Raw genomic sequence first — 17,335 nt, forward strand, 5'->3', positions numbered from 1 at the left:
CGCCCTGACATAGGGAGCACAGTCGACTTCCAGATCGTCGGATGGGGCGAAAGTGCTGTTTTCGCTTACGATCCAGAGCTGGTGCATAGCGCTCTGAAGGAGGTGAGGGACAGCGTGGACCTCCTCGTCGCCGGTCCACCTTGCGAAGGACATTCGAATCTTAACAATCGCACGCGGCGAGCGGACCCGCGGAACCTGCTTTACCTTGACGCGGTCGCGATCGGGATCGCGCTCCGTACCACGGCCATGGTCTTGGAAAACGTCCCGGAGATCCTGAACGACCGTCTGCGTGTCGTGGAGACTGCTACTGCCCTGCTCGAAGGGCGGGGATACCGGACGAGTCGAGGTGTGCTTGCGGCTGATGGATTAGGTCTACCGCAAACGCGCAGGCGGTTCTTCTTGGTGGCTTCCCGCCGAGGCGTGTTGGAGCTCGAAGAAGTGGCACGCTGTCTCGCCAAAGAGGCAACTACGGTCCGATGGGCCATTGAAGACCTTGTGGATGTGCATGCGGACCCGCTGCTGGACTCGGTTCCCCGGTTGTCGGAAGAGAACAAACGTCGAATTGAATACCTCTTCGAAAACGACCTCTACGAACTACCTAATCACATGCGGCCTAGGTGCCATCGCAACGGCCACACGTACCCATCTGTATATGGACGATTGAGGTGGGACGATCGCGCCGGAACTATCACGCCGGGGTTCGTAACCCCAGGGAGGGGGAGATTCATCCATCCAGCGCGGAAGCGTCCACTGACTCCGAGGGAGGCGGCTCGGCTCCAAGGCTTCCCCGATTGGTTTGACTTTCGCGCGCCAGACAGGCCCGATCCTGGGAAGCAAGCATTAGCGAAATGGATCGGCGACGCGGTGCCTCCGGTCTTGGGATATGCTGCTGCCCTCTCAGTGCTGGCTGGGGTGGTAGGAGAGGGGGGTGAAGGATGCCTGGCGAGCCAAAACGTCCTCCGCCTTCCAGCACCGAGCGGTCTCGTATCATGGGGGCAGTGAGGCGGCAGGCCACGGGGCCTGAACGAATGCTACAGTCGGCACTTCGAGCTCTCCGGGTAGGGTTCTCCACAAATTGTGGAGACCTTCCGGGGAGCCCAGACATCGTTTTCAGGCGTAGCAGAGTGGCCGTGTTCGTCCACGGTTGCTTCTGGCATCGACACAAAGGCTGTCCTCGGACCACAACGCCGAAATCGAACAAATCATACTGGCAGGCGAAATTCCAAGCGAATGTAGCGCGGGACCGCAGGAAGTTGTCCGAGCTTGCACAATTGGGATGGAAGACGATTGTCGTTTGGCAATGCGAGATTGAGTCTGACGTGAGGAAAGTCGTCAAAAAAATCATCTCGTGTCTTGGAAAGTCGCCGGGAAGACGAAGTCGCTAGTTGAGGTTTCCACTATCCGGCGCTCAAGGGTTGTCGAGGATGCTTACGGCGCAGTGGGATTGTCGACCTTGGAAGAGGTGACAGATGCCACACCTGGGAGATCTCTGAGGAGCTGTAGTTGGGGAATCCTGCGCCTTCTCCCTAGTGGCTCGACAAAGGTGACCACTTGGCGCGATCAAGGTCGTCATGACCGGCGCGGCGTCCGAGCCGCCGGACTGGCAACCCCACATCCGCAACAAACAGCGCCGCGAACGGCTTGCCCAGCGTTTCCGCAACCCGAGCGACTCCTTCAAGATGGTGATCGTGCGCGACATGTGGCTCACGGGGTTCGACTGCCCGAGTCTTCATACGATGTACATCGACAAGCCGATGCAGGGCCACGGGCTCATGCAAGCCATCGCGCGCGTCAACCGCGTCTTCCGGGACAAGCCGGGCGGGCTCGTGGTGGACTACCTGGGGCTGGCGAGCGAGCTGAAGGCGGCGCTCAAGACCTACACGGAAAGCGGCGGGAAAGGCGCGGCGGCATTGGACCAGGACGAGGCCGTGCGCGTCATGCTGGAAAAATACGAAGTTTGTTGCGACCTCTTTCACGGCTTCGACTGGTCGCGCTGGAAAACGGGAACGCCCGCGGAGCGGTTGACGTTGATTCCCGCCGCACAGGAACATGTTCTTCAGCAAGCGGACGGCAAGAACCGGCTGCTCGCGGCCGTGCAGGACCTTTCGCGCGCCTTTGCCCTGGCCATCCCGCATGAAGAGGCCCTCCGGATCCGCGACGACGTGGCCTTCTTCCAGGCGGTGCGGGCTGCCCTGGCCAGACGCGCCCCGGGAGAACCGAAGACCGACGAGGAACTGGACCGGGCCATCCGGCAGATCGTGTCCCGCGCCGTGGCGCCCGCGGGGGTGGTGGATCTCTTCGCCGCGGCGGGCCTGAAAAAGCCGGACATCTCGATCCTGTCTGAAGAGTTCTTGGCCGAAGTGCGGGGGATGGAGCACAAGAACCTCGCCGTGGAGTTGTTGCGGAAGCTCCTGACCGGCGAGATCCGGGCGCGCCGACGGAAGAACATCGTGCAGGCCCGTTCGTTTGCCGAACTGCTGGAGCAGGTCCTCCGCCGCTACCAGAACCGCGCCATCGAGGCGGCGCAGGTCATCGAGGAGTTGATTGCCCTAGCCCGGGAGATGCGCGAGGCGGAGCGACGGGGTGAGAAGCTCGGGCTCAGCGAAGAGGAGCTGGCCTTCTACGACGCGCTGGGAACCAATGACAGCGCAGTTAAGGTGCTGGGTGACGAGACGCTCCGCGCGATCGCGCGCGAGCTGGTGCAGACGGTGCCGAACAACGTCACAATCGACTGGACCCTGCGCGAGAATGTGCGAGCTCAGCTGCGCGCATAGGTCAAACGCGTTCTTCGCAAGCACGGCTACCCGCCGGACAAGCAGGAAAAGGCGACCCAGACGGTGCTGGAGCAAGCCGAGGTGCTGTCGACAGCCTGGGCGGCGGCGTAGAAGCGAAGGACATCGGCGCTGCGGGTGCGGCCGGGGTCGGGCCAATAAAATTGGCGGAGAGGGGGGGATTCGAACCCCCGATACCCTTTTGGGGTACTCACGCTCTCCAGGCGTGCGCTTTCAACCACTCAGCCACCTCTCCGCTGGTTGTCCCATGCATTCTAAAGCACACTCCGGGCCGCCCGGCAACGTTTTTCCCGGCTCGCTCGGTCGGTGCGGCGGGGAGGAGGCCCGCGAGAGGAGGCTGCCTCGAAGCCGGATCGGGAGCATCGGCGGCCATGGCCGCCACGTTGGGCGGGTTCCGACGAATGGCAGGGCCGAGCGGAAGGGACCTTCGAGCCGGGAAAGTGCGGTGGGCGCCCGCGGGCGGCCGAGATGGGGGCGGCCCACGGAGGCGACGCCGGCGTTCGAAGCGGGAACGGTTGGGTCGCCTCGGCTGTGGATAGCCGCCCCGAGAACGCGGCGGGGGCGGGTGGGTTGTCCGAGGACTGCCGCAGGGGGGACTATTTCGCGGGGGTCCGGCGCCTGCGAGTGGATTTGTCCGCCGACTGCCGTCGGCGGCTACGGGGGCTGGGTAGCCACCGCGGGGACGCGGTGGATGATGAGGCGGCTTGTGGTGGATGAGGGATCGGTCCGCCGATTGACATCGGCGGCTACTGGACTGGGGTAGTCACCGCCGGCAGGCGGTGGACGAGGGGTTTGCCGGTTGGGGCGATGGGTCCGCCGACTGACGTCGGCGGCTACGGGTTTGGGCGTGGTAGCCACCGCGGTGACGCGGTGGATCCTCTGAGTTGATCGGCTTCGTTTAAATGCTGGTCGGTGCCTGCTTTATGGAGGTCCGCCGATTGACATCGGCGGCTACGCCATAAATGGGTCCGCCGGTCGATATCGGCGGCTACGGGAAACGGGGTAGCCACCGCCGGCAGGCGGTGGATGATGGGTCGGTCCGTGGGGGGTGATGATTCCGCCGATTGACATCGGGGGCTACGGGTATGGATGCGCCGACTGAAGTCGGCGCTTACGCACCGGCTTCTGGGTGTTCTGCGTGATCTGTGGGCTTTTTTTCCGCGCCCTTGGCGGGCTGGAAGCCCGCGATACGGCAGGTTGGGAACGTGCGGTACGGGGGCGCCAGGGCTCTGACCCCGCGGGGGGGACTGACCTGCATTTCTGCGCGGCGCGTCGGGACGGCTCCGGGTTCACGGTCCGTGGAGAACGGGAGATTTGCGCGTGGACAAAGTCGGTCCGACTGGTTTGCAGGGCCGGGCGCGGTCGGGCCGGGGCAGGCGGCGGCCCGAGTCATTCCGCGGTGCGGGTCCGACGAATGGCCGAGGAGATTTTTCGTTGAACCGGATCGGAGGGGCTGGCTAGGTTGGCGGCCGTTGTGACGGACGGCCCGGTGTTCCGGGGTGGAGAATCCCGGACGCGGCAGACGCAGCCGGGACTAGCGAGGCCGTCCACATCCGCGTCCGGCGAACCGGTAGCTGACGTATGATTCCCATTCCGCTGTTGGCCGTGGCGGGCGGCAGCCCGTCGAGTTTGCTGCGCCTGAGCTTCGTCGATCTGGTCATCATCGTCATCTATTTCGCGGTCGTGCTGGGGATCGGCTATTACCTGAAGCGGTTCACCAGCACGGGGGAGGATTTCTTTCTGGCGGGGCGAAAGATGACCGCGTGGATTGCGGGGTTGAGCTTCATTTCGGCCAATCTCAGTTCGCTGGAGACGATGGGTTGGAGCGCCATGGCGTATCAGTACGGCATGCTGGGGGCGCACGCGTATTTCATCGGCGCCATTCCGGCCATCCTGTTTCTGGCCGTGGTGATGATGCCGTTTTATTACATCTGCAAGACCCATTCGGTGCCCGGGTATCTGAAGCTGCGGTACGGCGAGCCGGCGCGGGCCCTGGCGGGGATCACGTTCAGTTTTCTGACCATCATGGTCAGCGGGGCCAGCATGTTCGCGATGGCCAAGATCCTCAATCTGCTGCTGGGCTGGGACATGAACGTGAGCATCTGGGTTTCCTCGATCACCGTGGCCATTTACGTGGCCCTGGGCGGGCTGCTGTCGGCGGTGTTCAACGAGGTGTTGCAGTTTTTCCTGATCTGGGCCGGGTCGCTGTTGATCCCGATTCTGGGGTTGATTCATGCCGGGGGCTGGCGGGGGATGATGGAAAAGATTCAGCAGCATGCGCCGATCATTCATCCGACGGTTCAGAGCGCGGATTTCACCAGTCTGTGGCGGAATTTGGGCAGCTTCGACTCGAATCCGATGGGCATCGACTGGTTCGGGATGGTGTTCGGTCTGGGGCTGGCAGTGAGCTTTGGTTACTGGTGCACGGATTTCCTGCAGGTCCAACGGGTGATCGTGGCCAAGGATTTGCGGTCGGCGCAGAACGGGACGATCATCGGGGCCTTTTTGAAGATGATGGTGCCGATCATCGTGACCATTCCGGGGCTGTTGGGGCTGGCGGTGTTGTTGAATCCGGACGGTTCGCCGATGGTGCTGGTGCCGGAGAGCGATCCGCGGGCGGGGATCACGCATCGCACGTACAATGACGTGCTGCCGCTGTTGATGGGCCAGTATCTGGGGCCGGGGCTGTTGGGGCTGGGCGTGACCGCGATGATCGCGGGTTTCATGTCGGGCATGGCGGGCAACATCAGCGCCTTTGCCACGGTGTGGACGTACGATGTGTACAAGCCCTTGATTCGTCGGGAGGCCCCCGACGCCCACTATCTGGCGATGGGCCGGTGGTCGTCGATCGGCGGGATCCTGCTGTCGATCGGCACGGCCTATCTGTTGTTCTTTTTCTCCAACATCCTGGAGTACCTGCAGGTGCTGGTGTTTTTCTTCATCGTGCCGTTGTTTGCGGTGATTTTGCTGGGGATGTTGTGGAAGCGGGCCACGCCGGCGGCGGGGTTCTGGGGCTTTCTGGCGGCGATTTTGGCGTCGATCGGGATGTGGGCGTACGTGCACACGTTTCCCGAGGGGTACCGGCCGCAGCCCAAGGCCACGCTGAGTGCCGGGGCGGTGGTGCGGGTGGAGCAGGATGCGGCGGGGCAGTGGCAGCGGGTGATCGTGGAGCAGGGACAGGTAGAGCTCGTGAATGTGCCGGTAGCGACGGGTCGTGTGGAAGGCGCACCGGTCGAGCTGCCGGCCCGGGTGCGGGATCGACAGGGCGAGCGGCCGCTGCAACTGCTGGCGCCTCAGGTGGTGTTGGCGGGCACGGGGCAAACCTCGAAGTTTGGCATCGAAGGGCTTCCGGTGGTGTTGCAACCGGGGGTGACCGTGCAGGCGCAGACGGTGGAGCAGAAGTTTGCACCGGCGGCCTTCAATCCGGAGCACGCCCGCGTGATTGCGCGCTCGGAAAAGGCCAAGCCCATGGCCATCAACATGTACAGTGCCTGGTGGTCGTTCGTGGTCGGGATCGTGGTCACGGTGGTGGTGAGCCTGTTCACCCGACCGAAACCGGAGTCGGAGTTGAGGAATCTCGTGATGGGCCTGACCACGTTGCCGGACGAGGGGCCGTGTCCGTGGTATCACAAGCCTGCTTTTTGGGCCACGGTAGTGGCGGTGATTCTGGTGGCCGTGAACATCATCTTTTGGTGAGGCAGCCATGCATGCGCACGAACGTCAGATTCCGATCTGGTTTTTCATCGGCCTGGTCCTGGCGGTGTATGGTCTGTTGATCGCATCGAGCGGAGTGTATGAACTGTTCCGGCCGCCGCCGGAGGACCAGCGGGTCGCGCTGTGGCATTTGCATGCGCCGATTTGGTGGGGCGGCTTTTTACTGGCGATCGGCCTGTTTTACACGTTCCGATTCTGGCCACGAGAGGGTGAGGCGCTGACGGGCCGGGTGGGCTCCGGCGGATCGGCTTCCTGACAGCCCGGTGGCGCGGGGTCCGGGCGTGTGCGGATCTGGTGGCATGGGGCCGGTCCGTGCACGCTCGCAACGCGGGGGCGGGCTTGCATCGGGCTTGCGAGGGTTTGAGGCGGGTTCGGGCCCTGGCGCGGGCCGATGCCCGGGAGTACAGGGGTTTGCGGCAAACTCGGTAACCGGGCTGCTGTCGGTTTGGGCACGCCACCTAGGGGCTGGGGGCTTGCGGCCATCCGAGAACCGCCATGGTCGCTCGTGGCGACGTACCCGGGTGCCTGTCAGTTTCGCCAAAGGTTTTGGCGGTTTTTCGATAAGCGGACCTCGGCGGTGAGGCTACCATTTGACGTCCGGGCATCACCTTCAGAGGTGCAGCCCATGAAGATGCTTCATGTTTTGTTGGCGACCAAGGGCCCATGTGCTGGCTGCGGCGCTTTTGGCCTGGGTGGCTCCCGTGGCAGCAGCCGGGGACGGTGAAGGCACGAGTTCGGCCGTCATCACGGTGACGGCGCGGGCCCGGGGATTTGTGTTGGGGCCGGGACGGGAGGCCGGCCCGCCGGAGGCCCGCGTCCGGTTGGAACAGGCTTGGGAGACCGGGCCGCTGCCGTTTTGCCAGTCGTTTGTCAAACAGCGCACCGACGTGGCGCGGATCGGTCCTCGTCCGGACGTTCCCTATTTCCATGTGCGGTGGGCCCTGCCCATTCCGCCGGAAAACGACACGAACCTGGTGGGCTGGGTGGCGGGATTGGATCCGGAGGTCTGGGCGCACAACCATTCGCCGGGTTTCGAGGTGCTGCCGAATGGCGACGTGCTGGCGGTGTATTTCAGCGCGCGCATGGCGTCCGGTGCCGCAGAGAGCGCGCCGGACACGCGATTCATTCAGGCCCGGTTGCGGTACGGGGCCGAGGAATGGGATTTGCCGGAGTTGTTTCTGGATTTCGAGGGGTTCAACGATCAGTCGGCCCTGCTGTGGCAGGATGGGGACCGGTTGTGGTTCTTTGGCGGCGGCCGGGGGATGAGCCCCTGGGTGCCCTTCAAGTTCGCGGTTTCCACCAATCACGGGGCGGACTGGGTGTTGGAGTTGCCCCGGCTGACGGCGCCGGCGGAAGATTTTACCGCGCAGCCCATTGCCAATGCGTTTCGATCGGCGGCGGACGTGATTTATCTGGCCATGGACGCGGCCGGGGATGAGAGCTTCCTGTGGGCCAGTGCCGACGGCGGACGGAGCTGGTGGGACACGGGCGGTCGGGTGTCCGGCCGGCATGCGGCAGTGGTCCCGTTGTCGCCGGAGGGGCCTCTTCTGGCCATCAGTGGGAAAAATGTCAGCCTGGACGGTTGGGCGCCCTGCAGCGAATCGCGCGACTGGGGCCGTAGTTGGAGCGCTCCGCGGCGTTCGCCGTTTCCCGGCCTGGCGACCAATCAACGACTCAGTATGATCCGGCTGGCCAACGGCCACCTGTGCGTGGTCACGGATGGCACCAATCGGCGCACCGGGGAATCGCCGCCCGGCTGGCCGCATGGCCCGGGACCGGTGGTGGCCATTTCGACGAACGAGGGGCGGAGCTGGCATTTCAAACCGCTGCCGGTGGCTTTGCCGCATGAGCGGGATCGCCGTCGGGGTACTCTGGGTTATGCCACGGTGCGCCAGGCGCCCAACGGCGTGATTCATGTCCTGAGCACGATGACGCATCCCTGCCTTCACTACGAATTCAACGAAGCCTGGGTGTTTTCGCCGCTCGGCGACATGGTGCCCGAGTCCGAAGGGGGGCGAATTGAAACCTATCGGGAGACATATCCGGACGGGCGGCTGCGGGTGGAGTGGAGTGCACGGATCTGCCCCGGAGGTCGGTATCTGCTGCACGGGCGCCAGGTGAGTTATCATCCGAACGGTCGGCCGGCGCATGAGGTTACCTATGTCAACGGCCGCCGGAGCGGTTGGGAGACCTGCTGGGACGCGGAGGGCCGGATCCTGTGGCGGTGGAAGCATGAACCGGAACAAAACCGCAGCGTGTGGACGCGGTACGGCCTTGGAGCTTTACCGCGGATCGAGTCGACCTGGAACACGCGGCCGCTGGCGCGGGATTTGGCGCGGCGATTTTTCGGGCTGCAGGCCGAGGGTCCCGTTCGGCACTGGGACGCGCAGGGGCGTCTGACTTACGAGGGACGCTTTGTGCACGGGCAGTTGGTGACTCCGATTCCTTCGCCGCCATGAGCACCGGTCGCTGGCTGGACACTGGAGTGTTGCTGTTGTACCTGGCGGCGATGGCCGCGGTAGGGTGGCGGCTGGCCCGGCGCCAGACCAGCACGGAGGCGTATTTTGTGGCGCGGCGGTCGGTTCCGCACTGGGCCATGGGCCTGTCCTTGTTCGCCACCCTGATCAGCAGCATCACCTTCATCGCCTACCCGGGCTCGGGCTATGCGGGCAACTGGAGCGAACTGGTGCCCGGGTTCATGGTGCTGATTGTCCTCGCACTGGTGGGCGGGGTGGTGATTCCGTTCTACCGGGAGGTGGTGGGCGTCAGCGCGTATGAATACTTCGGGCAGCGGTTCGGGTACGGAGCGCGGGCGTACGCCGGGCTGGCCTTCATTGCGGGGCATTTCTCGAAGATGGGGTTTGTGTTGTATCTCATGGCGTTGACGGCCAGCAGCATGACGGGTTGGAACCTGTACCTGTGGTTGTTGCTGATCGGCTTGGTCACGTTGTTCTACACCTGGCTGGGCGGGCTGGAGGCGGTGATCTGGACGGATGTCGTGCAGGGGCTGTTGATGTGGTTGGGGGCCCTGGTGGTGCTGGGGTTGTTGTTGGCCGAGATCCCGGGGGGAGTGGGCGCGGCCATCGAGCATGCGGCCGCGGCGGACAAGTTTCAGTTGGGCCGTTGGAACTTCGATCCGGCGGATCGCACGAGTTTCTGGGTGATGTCGTTGTACGGTTTCTTTTGGTATCTGCAGAAGTACGGGGCGGATCAGACCGTGGTCCAGCGCTATCTGGTGGCGCGCTCGCATCGGGAGGCATTCCGCGGGGTGGCTCTGGGGGCGCTGTTGTGTGTGCCGATCTGGGCGTTGTTCATGTTTTTGGGGACGCTGTTGTGGAGTTATTACGAGCTGGGGGGCGCCAGCTTGCCGGAAGCGGTGAGGGATGCTCAGGGAAGAATCAAAGCGGACGCGGTGTTTCCCCATTTTTTGGCGACGCAAGTGCCCGGGGGGCTGGCAGGATTGTTCATCGCGGCCTTGCTGGGGGCGGGTATGTCGACGTTGTCTTCCGACCTGAACTGTCTGGCAGCCGTGGGGGTGCAGGACTACTACCGGCGGTTGCGGCCGGAGGCCTCGGATGCGGAACGGCTGCGGGTGGGCCGCTGGCTGGTGGTGGGTTGCGGCCTGCTGGCCACGGGCATTGCGGCACTGATTGCCTGGCGCGGGGAGCGGGTCCTGGCCTTTTACTATGCGGTGACCTCGATTGTTTCCGGTGGGCTGGCCGGGTTGTTTCTGCTGGCGTTTTTGAGTCGGCGTGCCAACCGCCGGGGCGTGTGGGTGGGAATAGGGGCAAACCTGGCGTTTACCGCCTGGGCCGTGTTGACCAGCGGTCGCGAGCCGTGGCTGGACCTGGGACGATTCAACTATCCATGGGCGGGGGTGATGATCGGGGTGATCGGGCATGGGATTGTGCTGGTGGTGGGGTATTTGGCCAGCTGGTGTTTCTCGAGGGAACCGGCCCGGGGTTGGACGGTGTGGGATTGGCGACGGCTCCGTGCGAGCCGGGGGCCGGAGGCGGAACCATGCACACGGTGACGATCCATCAGGTGCCCGTGCTGCAGGTGGGCGAGGGTTGCGCCGAGGCGGCGGGTGCATGGCTCGTGGGCCGCGGCTGCCGCCGTGCCCTGGCGGTGTCGGGTCGGTCGGTCCGACCGGTTCTGGAGCGTTTGTGCGACCGGTGGCATCGGGAGGGACTGGAGACCGTGGTTCTTCCGCCCGTGCCCGCAGAGCCGACGGTACGGCAGTATGAGGAGTTGTGGCGGGAGGCCCGCCGTCATGAGGTGGATGCCGTGTTGGGGCTGGGCGGGGGCAGCGTGTTGGACGTGGCCAAGTTATTGGCGGCCTTGCTCAAGAGGGACGAGCCGGTGACGGAGTTTTTCGGCATCGACCGCCTGCCGGGTCGGGGCCTGATGCTGGTGTGTGTGCCGACCACGGCCGGCACGGGCAGCGAAGTTTCGCCCAATGCGATTCTGTTGGACGAAACCGTGTGGCTCAAACAGGGCGTGATCAGTCGGTATCTGGTCCCGGACGCTGCGTTTGTGGATCCCGAGCTGACTTACAGCGTTCCGCCGCCGGTGACTGCGGCCACCGGGTTCGATGCCCTCACGCATTGCATCGAGGCTTATGCGAATCGCCGGGCGCATCCGTGGGTGGACATGTGGGCGTTGCAGGGGATTCGGTGGATCGGTGCCCACTTGTTGCGGGCGGTGCAAGACGGCAGGGATCGCGAGGCGCGTCGGTTTGTGGCGTTGGGGAGTTTGTGCGGGGGACTTTGCCTGGGGCCGGTGAACACGGCGGCTGTCCATGCCCTGGCTTATCCGCTGGGGGGCAGGTTTCGCGTGCCTCACGGAGTGGCGAATGCGGTCCTGCTTCCGCACGTGTTGCGATACAACCTGGAGGCGGCGCTGGACCGATACGCCGAGGTGGCTCGGGCACTGGGCGTGCCGGCGGGGAGGGATGAGCGGTCGACCGCGGCAGAAGGGCTGGCACGGCTGGAGGACCTGAGTCGGGCTTGTGGGCTGCCGCGGGGCTTGTCGGCGCTGGGGGTGCGCCGGGAGGACCTGCCCGGTATGGCCCGGGCCGCCCTGCAAGTGCAGCGGCTGTTGCGGAACAATCCGCGTTCTTTGGAGGAGGGCGACATTCTTGCGATTTACGAGGCGGCTTTCTGAGGTTTCATGAAGACAAACGGGAAATGGCAGGGCGTGGTCGTCCCGATGGTGACCCCGGTGACGCGGGAGGGACGACTGGACGAGGCCGGGGTGGAACCGATGGTGGAGTTCCTGGTGGGGGCCGGCGTGGACGGATTGTTCGTGCTGGGCACCACGGGCGAGGGGGCGGCGGTAAGTCGCGAAGATGCGGTGCGGCTGGTGCGTCGCACGGCGGCCTGCGTGCGCGGGCGCGTCCCGGTTTATGCCGGCCTTGGGGATGCCCCGGAGCCGGAGCGGGACGCCGGCACCGCCTTTCTGGAGGCGGGAGCGTGTGTGTTGGTGGCGCGCCCGCCCACCGGTCTGCCGGCCGAGGCGTTGTCCGATTGGACGGAGCGCTTGCTGGGCGCCGTCGAGGGTCCGCTGGTCCTGTACAACATTCCCACCGTCAGCGGGGTGTCGGTTCCGCTGGATTTGTTGGAGCGTTGGATGGGACACCCGCGTCTGACGGGGATCAAGGATTCCGAGAATGATCCGGACCGGCTGAGGGCATTGTTGGCGCGGTTCGGGGGGCGCCCGGATTTCTCCGTGTTCGTCGGGGTTGGAGCTCTGATGGCGGCGGGGCTGCGGCTGGGGGCGGACGGGATTGTGCCGAGCGTGGCCAACCTGATTCCGGAGGTGTGTGTCGAGATGTGGGCGGCGGCGCGGCGGGGGGACTGGGCGCGGGTGGACGCATGCGCGCAGCGCGCGTTGGAGGTGGCCGCGCTCTATCAGAACGGCCGAACCCTGGGCGAGTCGCTTGCGGCCCTGAAGGCGGCGCTGGCGGTTCGGGGGCTGTGCGGTCCGTGGGTGTTGCCCCCGTTGTTGCCGATGAATGCGGCCGAGATCGAAGCCGTCCGGGCGACCATGCAGAGCCTGCAGCTTCTGGGGTGAATGGTCATGCGCTCGAAGCCTGTGTTGGCCGTGACCCTGGGGGATCCGGCCGGGGTGGGGCCCGAACTGGCGGCCCGCGTGCTGGGGTCCCCGGCGGTGCAGGCGATGTGTGTGCCGGTGTTGTTCGGGGATGCCTGGGTGGTGGACGAGGTCATGGAGCGCGGGCTGGGGCGCTGGCCGTTCGAACGGGTGAGTTGGGAGGATTGGGAGGCCGGGGGCGAACCGCACGGCCCGTTGCTGGTGGATTGCGCGGCCCTGGATCGGGGGTCGTGGCAGCCGGGTCGTGTTTCGGCCGCCTGTGGGCGCGCGGCGTACGTTTACATCGAACGGGCCATCGCCAGCGCGCAGGCCGGACGAGTGGATGCGGTGGTGACGCTGCCGGTGCACAAGGCGGCCCTGCGGCAGGCGGGTGTGCCGTATCCGGGCCACACGGAAATCTTCACCGCGCTCACGGGTGCGCGGCGCACCTGCATGATGCTGTACAGTGAAGCTCTAACCGTGAGTCTGGTTACCACACACGTGGGGTACGCCGAGGTTCCGGGGCAACTGTCCGTGGAGCGGATCCTGGACGTGATCGAGTTGACCGGCACTGCCTGCCACCGGTTACAGGGTCGGGCACCGCGTCTGGCGGTTTGCGGACTCAACCCGCACGCCGGCGAAGGCGGATTATTCGGGCAAGGGGAAGAAGAGCGATTCATCCGGCCGGCCATTGCCGCGGCCAGGGCCCGTGGGTGGACCGTCGAAGGCCCGCTGCCACCGGACACGGCGTTTGTGCCGTTTCAACGCGAACGATTCGACGCGTGGGTGACCATGTATCACGATCAGGGGCACATTCCCTTTAAAATGCTCGCGTTCGACACGGGCGTGAACATCACGTTGGGGCTCCCCATCGTGCGGACCTCGGTGGATCACGGCACGGCCTTTGACATTGCCTGGCAGGGCAGGGCGCGCGGGCAGAGCTTTCTTGCCGCGCTTCGGGCTGCTGCGCGTCTGGCGCCGGGGTTTGAGGGTCGGTCCGACCGGCCCGGTGTGGCATGATCGGAGTTCTGGCCGATGACCTGACCGGCGCAGCCGAGCTGGCGGGCATTGCGGTGCGCCGCGGACTGGAGGCCGTGCTTGTTCGGGGAACCGCCCGGCGGTGTGCCGCGGGGGCTGTCTGTGTGGACACGGACACGCGGAGTCGGTCTCCAGACGACGCGGCTGCCTGTGTGGCGGCGGCCGCGCGGGCGCTGCGGCAGGCCGGGGCAATTCGAATCTACAAAAAGGTGGATTCGGTGCTGCGCGGTCCCGTATTGGCCGAAGTGGAGGCAGTGCGCCGGGAGCTGGGGGCTTCCCGGGTTCTGCTCCTGCCGGCCAATCCCTCGCGGCAGCGCGTGATCCGGGGGGGACACTACTTCGTCGCAGGCACGCCCTTGCACGAAACTGAATTCGCCCGGGACCCGGGGCATCCGCGTCGGTCGAGTGACGTACGAGACCTGCTCGGGAGGTTGCCCGGGGTACGTGTGGCCGTGGCCGGAGTTTCGGATCCGCTGCCCGCGGCGCAGGTGGTGGTGGCGGAAGCGACTTCCCCAGCGGATGTGAAAGATTGGGCCGCGCGGTGGCGCCCGGAGATCCTGGCCGCCGGGGGCGCGGATTTTTTCGAGGCCTTGCTGGATCGATGGGATTCGGAGACGCGGGTTGGCGGGCCGGCTTGGAACCCAACAAGGGCCGGACAAGCGTCGGGTTCGCTGCGGCCGGGGCACTCGGCAGGGCTCGCGCCCCGGCGCTTGCTGTGGGTTTCTGGTACCGCCAGTCCGGCGGCCGCGGCGTGGATTCATCGGCTCGCGGAGAATGGGATCGCGGTGGTCCGGCTGCTGGAGTTCTTCAGTGGGGGCAGCCCAGCCGGCGGCGTGGACACGAATCGGGCGATCGAACAATGCACAGCCGGATTGGAGCAGCGAGGGGCGGTCGTTCTTTGCCTGGGGAATCCTGGTGGGGCTGTGAGCCTGCCAGAGAGCTCGCTTTGGGTCATGCGGCTGGCTGAGGCGGCAGGGGAAGTGATGAGACGTGCGAAACCAGACCTGGTTTTTGCGGACGGGGGTGCCACTGCGGCCCGGCTGCTGGAACGATTGGGTTGCGAGTGCTTGCGCGTGACCCGCGAATGGGCCCCGGGCGTGGTGGAACTGGCGGGCGGGCCGGAAGCCAACCTTCCCGTGGTGGTCAAACCGGGCAGCTATCCCTGGCCGGAAGAAGTCGCACGGCTCTGGTCGATGTGCGGAGGAGGTTAAGGATACAGTCCCGTCGCCCGCGTGCCGGTCCATGGGACGGGCAAAGGGCAACTCCCAGGCGGGCTGGGTCTCTGCCTCCCCCGATAAATGCATGGAACGTTTCGTTGGCCCGTGGATGCTGCGGGATGTGCTTGAGGTTTTCCTTCGGTCGCCGGCCTCCTTTTCAGCGCGCGAAGAGGGCCGACCCGTGCCCCTCCGGTGGATCAGCAGCGGGAGGCTTGAGCGAACGCGTGCACAGGTTCATTCCGCGCAGCCCCGGGTGTGGGCGGCAGGGCCGGTTGTTTACGGGATACTGGCCAGCACATGCGCCAATGCAGCTTGTGCCTCCCGGCGGGTCTGTTCCAGTTCCCGCTCCAGTTGTTGGAGGTCGGGATCGAGGATGCGCTGGATCCATTGATGGGCCTGGATTTGGGTTTGGCTGACGAGGGCGAGCGGCTCCGGGCCGGGAGCAGGCGGCGGGCTCGGTCGAAACCAGACGGCCAGGGTCAGGGCCAGTAGCATCAAGCCTGCGCCGACCGCCACGGGGAGGCGCAAGGGGTGCCAGCTCGGCATGGCGCGCGTCTTGGCGGGGTCGATCTCAGCGCGGCGGACCGCTCGGAGAATCCGCTCGGGCAGATCGGGCGGCGGCAAGGGCCGGGTTCGTGCGGATTCCTGCAGCCTGGTATGGATGGCCAGCCAGGTTCGGACCTGCGGATCGTTCGGCTCGGAAGATCCGTGAGTATGACCGGGGGCGGCCGGCCCGGCCGGTCGGTCCAGCTCACACGAAAGCCGATAGAATTTCCACCACCGTTTCATGGGCCCAGGGATGCTTTCAGATGGGTTGGAGGAAGGGATGCAGAGTCCGCCCGAGGCTGCGGGGAGGTGGCCGCGGAAGCCGACACCGCCGATCGGTGTCGGACGGACCACTCTTCCGCCAGCACGCGTCGGATGCGAAAGAGCAAGACCTTCACGTAAACGGGTGTGAGTCGAAGGGATCGGGCGATCTCGGCCACCGAGAGATCCTCCACGTACCGGAGCCACAGGACCTGGAACTGGAGCGGGGGCAGTTGCTGTCCGGCCCAGTGCCAGAGGTCTTCGAGCAACTCGCGCTGGGCCAGGGCCTCCGAGGCGGCGTGGGGAGTTTCGCCTGCGTGCTCGAGAGGCGTGGCGGGTGGACGTTGGCTTCGGACGTGATCTACCCATTTATGGCGGGCCAACGTGTAGAGCCACGGCAGCCAGGGCCGCCCGGGATCGTAATGATGCAACTGGCGGTAAGCGGTCACGAAGGTTTCCTGGGTCAGGTCGTCCGCGGTGTGCGGATCGCGACAGCAGGCGTGGAGATACTGCCAGATGCGCTGGTGATGACGCCGGACCAGCTCGTCGAACGCGGCAGTGTCACCCCGACGGGCGGCCACCGCCAGGTCCGCGTCGGATGGGACTGGATCCCTGGGGTTCACGTCGGATCAGGGACGGTTGCCGGAGTTTTCGGTCTTTTGCGAAGCGGCCGTGGTGGCGGCCTGCATTTGCTGAATGATCTCTTGCACCGGCAGGGTCAAGTCCAGGCTGATACGGTTCTGGTTGCGTTCCACGCTCAGCGCCCGCACGAGCTTTTGGACCTCGGGCTTTTGTTGGAGCGCCAGCAGGCCGATCAGACCGCGCACCACATTTTCAACCTGAGTCGCGACCTCTTCGTTGGCGGTTTCCAGGACCAGTCGGCCGCGCAACTGCTGAGTGGCCTCGGTGACGCTCAAGGTCACCAGGTGGGACTGGCGGAATACCGCGGCCTGGGGATCGTCACCGGGCAGGGCTCCGCCCCGGGCCACGCCCACGAGGAAGGCGTTCTGTGGCACGGCGGAGACCAGCCGGGCATTGGTGGTCAGGTTCGGCTGCTTGCGATCGAGGGTGTCCAGCGCCTGCATGACGCGTTTGGGCCTTTGGCCGAAAAGGACGATGCGGCTCTGATAGATGGCGGCGTAGGTGCGGGCGGGTCCTTCCGGCGTGCGGGGCCGTTTGTCGTCCACCCAGTGATGGATGGTGTGGGTGCCGTGGGCGAGGGTTCGATGGTCTTTGGCGCCCTGCGCCAGGGCGGTCAACTGGGCGGCGTCCACGTCGGCGTACACCAGCAGGACTCCGTCTTCCTGGGCCTTGGAGACGCTGTAGAGGGTCAGGCCGTGAAGCGCGGTGCGTGGATCGAAGCGGAACACGGCCTGGAATGCCGCCAGTTTCTTGCGATGCTCCTCCTTTTCCATTTCGGCCAGGAGGTGCTGGCCGAGGGTGGTTTGCCGGAACGCGTCCAGGTCGAGGTGCAGGACCCAGGCGGGTTCGTGGGGCACGTCGGCGGTCTGGAGGGGGGCTCCGTGCGTCTGCAGGCAGGGGAGGCAGCCGACCAGCGCACAGCCGGTCAGCCGGCGGATCCAGCGGAGGTTACGTTTCATGGCTTGCCTCGGATGTTGATGGTCCAGCTTTGTTTTTCGCCCCTCATTACGTGCAAAGGGAGGAGCCGGTTAC

13 protein-coding genes, 1 tRNA gene and 1 pseudogene are annotated in these 17,335 nt (G+C 65.5%); 11 read left to right on the forward strand and 4 right to left on the reverse strand.

Going from position 1 to position 17,335, the window contains the following annotated elements:
• The first annotated feature begins 102 nt into the window (after window positions 1–102).
• The 3 genes and pseudogenes from ACPDIT_RS07265 to ACPDIT_RS07275 form a co-directional block, all read left to right on the forward strand.
• The gene (locus tag ACPDIT_RS07265) at window positions 103–1,002 is read left to right on the forward strand and encodes a DNA cytosine methyltransferase (protein WP_423442580.1); all 900 of its coding nucleotides are present in this window, start codon (window positions 103–105) and stop codon (window positions 1,000–1,002) included.
• The gene (locus ACPDIT_RS07270) at window positions 936–1,385 is read left to right on the forward strand and encodes a very short patch repair endonuclease (RefSeq protein WP_423442507.1); all 450 of its coding nucleotides are present in this window, start codon (window positions 936–938) and stop codon (window positions 1,383–1,385) included. The genes ACPDIT_RS07265 and ACPDIT_RS07270 overlap by 67 nt, the downstream gene beginning before the upstream one ends.
• Window positions 1,386–1,553: 168 nt before the next feature.
• Window positions 1,554–2,885 (forward strand): annotated as a pseudogene (locus ACPDIT_RS07275) (type I restriction enzyme endonuclease domain-containing protein); the annotation flags it as partial.
• A 51-nt stretch (window positions 2,886–2,936) separates the two neighbouring features.
• Here the strand turns inward: ACPDIT_RS07275 and ACPDIT_RS07280 are convergent.
• Window positions 2,937–3,027: transfer RNA gene (locus ACPDIT_RS07280), tRNA-Ser, on the reverse strand.
• Window positions 3,028–4,373: 1,346 nt separating this feature from the next.
• Here ACPDIT_RS07280 and ACPDIT_RS07285 point away from each other — a divergent pair.
• The 8 genes from ACPDIT_RS07285 (at window position 4,374) to ACPDIT_RS07320 (ending at window position 14,848) form a co-directional block, all read left to right on the forward strand.
• Window positions 4,374–6,488 carry a sodium:solute symporter family transporter gene (locus ACPDIT_RS07285; protein WP_423442508.1) on the forward strand — a complete coding sequence of 705 codons (2,115 nt, stop codon included), beginning with the start codon at window positions 4,374–4,376 and terminating at the stop codon, window positions 6,486–6,488.
• Between the two features lie 7 nt (window positions 6,489–6,495).
• Entirely contained in the window at window positions 6,496–6,762 is a 267-nt protein-coding gene (locus ACPDIT_RS07290) for a hypothetical protein (RefSeq protein WP_423442509.1), read from the forward strand.
• Between the two features lie 382 nt (window positions 6,763–7,144).
• Complete coding sequence (locus tag ACPDIT_RS07295) at window positions 7,145–8,965, forward strand: exo-alpha-sialidase (protein ID WP_423442510.1); 1,821 nt, start codon at window positions 7,145–7,147, stop codon at window positions 8,963–8,965.
• Entirely contained in the window at window positions 8,962–10,539 is a 1,578-nt protein-coding gene (locus ACPDIT_RS07300; protein WP_423442511.1) for a sodium:solute symporter, read from the forward strand. The genes ACPDIT_RS07295 and ACPDIT_RS07300 overlap by 4 nt, the downstream gene beginning before the upstream one ends.
• Window positions 10,527–11,672 (forward strand): iron-containing alcohol dehydrogenase family protein, encoded by a 1,146-nt coding sequence (locus tag ACPDIT_RS07305; protein WP_423442512.1) that lies wholly within the window; start codon window positions 10,527–10,529, stop codon window positions 11,670–11,672. Before ACPDIT_RS07300 ends, ACPDIT_RS07305 begins: the two co-directional genes overlap by 13 nt.
• Before the next feature lie 6 nt (window positions 11,673–11,678).
• Entirely contained in the window at window positions 11,679–12,581 is a 903-nt protein-coding gene (locus ACPDIT_RS07310; RefSeq protein WP_423442513.1) for a dihydrodipicolinate synthase family protein, read from the forward strand.
• A complete protein-coding gene (pdxA, locus tag ACPDIT_RS07315; RefSeq protein WP_423442514.1) occupies window positions 12,582–13,619 on the forward strand; it encodes a 4-hydroxythreonine-4-phosphate dehydrogenase PdxA in 1,038 nt (345 codons plus the stop codon).
• Entirely contained in the window at window positions 13,616–14,848 is a 1,233-nt protein-coding gene (locus tag ACPDIT_RS07320; protein WP_423442515.1) for a four-carbon acid sugar kinase family protein, read from the forward strand. The genes pdxA and ACPDIT_RS07320 overlap by 4 nt, the downstream gene beginning before the upstream one ends.
• Window positions 14,849–15,130: 282 nt before the next feature.
• Here ACPDIT_RS07320 and ACPDIT_RS07325 read toward each other — a convergent pair whose 3' ends face one another.
• Genes ACPDIT_RS07325 through ACPDIT_RS07335 form a run of 3 tightly spaced genes read right to left on the reverse strand, consistent with a single transcriptional unit; the run spans window position 15,131 to window position 17,262 of the window.
• Window positions 15,131–15,643, reverse strand: a complete 513-nt coding sequence (locus tag ACPDIT_RS07325; RefSeq protein WP_423442516.1) for a hypothetical protein — start codon at window positions 15,641–15,643, stop codon at window positions 15,131–15,133.
• Window positions 15,640–16,284: an RNA polymerase sigma factor gene (locus ACPDIT_RS07330; protein WP_423442517.1), complete on the reverse strand. Its 645-nt coding sequence runs from the start codon at window positions 16,282–16,284 to the stop codon at window positions 15,640–15,642. The genes ACPDIT_RS07325 and ACPDIT_RS07330 overlap by 4 nt, the downstream gene beginning before the upstream one ends.
• Window positions 16,285–16,290: 6 nt before the next feature.
• Window positions 16,291–17,262 (reverse strand): hypothetical protein, encoded by a 972-nt coding sequence (locus tag ACPDIT_RS07335; RefSeq protein WP_423442518.1) that lies wholly within the window; start codon window positions 17,260–17,262, stop codon window positions 16,291–16,293.
• Window positions 17,263–17,335: the final 73 nt, after the last annotated feature.

Origin of the sequence: Limisphaera sp. VF-2, from assembly GCF_049537125.1 — a bacterium.
In the GTDB taxonomy this organism is placed as follows: Bacteria; Verrucomicrobiota; Verrucomicrobiia; order Limisphaerales; family Limisphaeraceae; genus Limisphaera.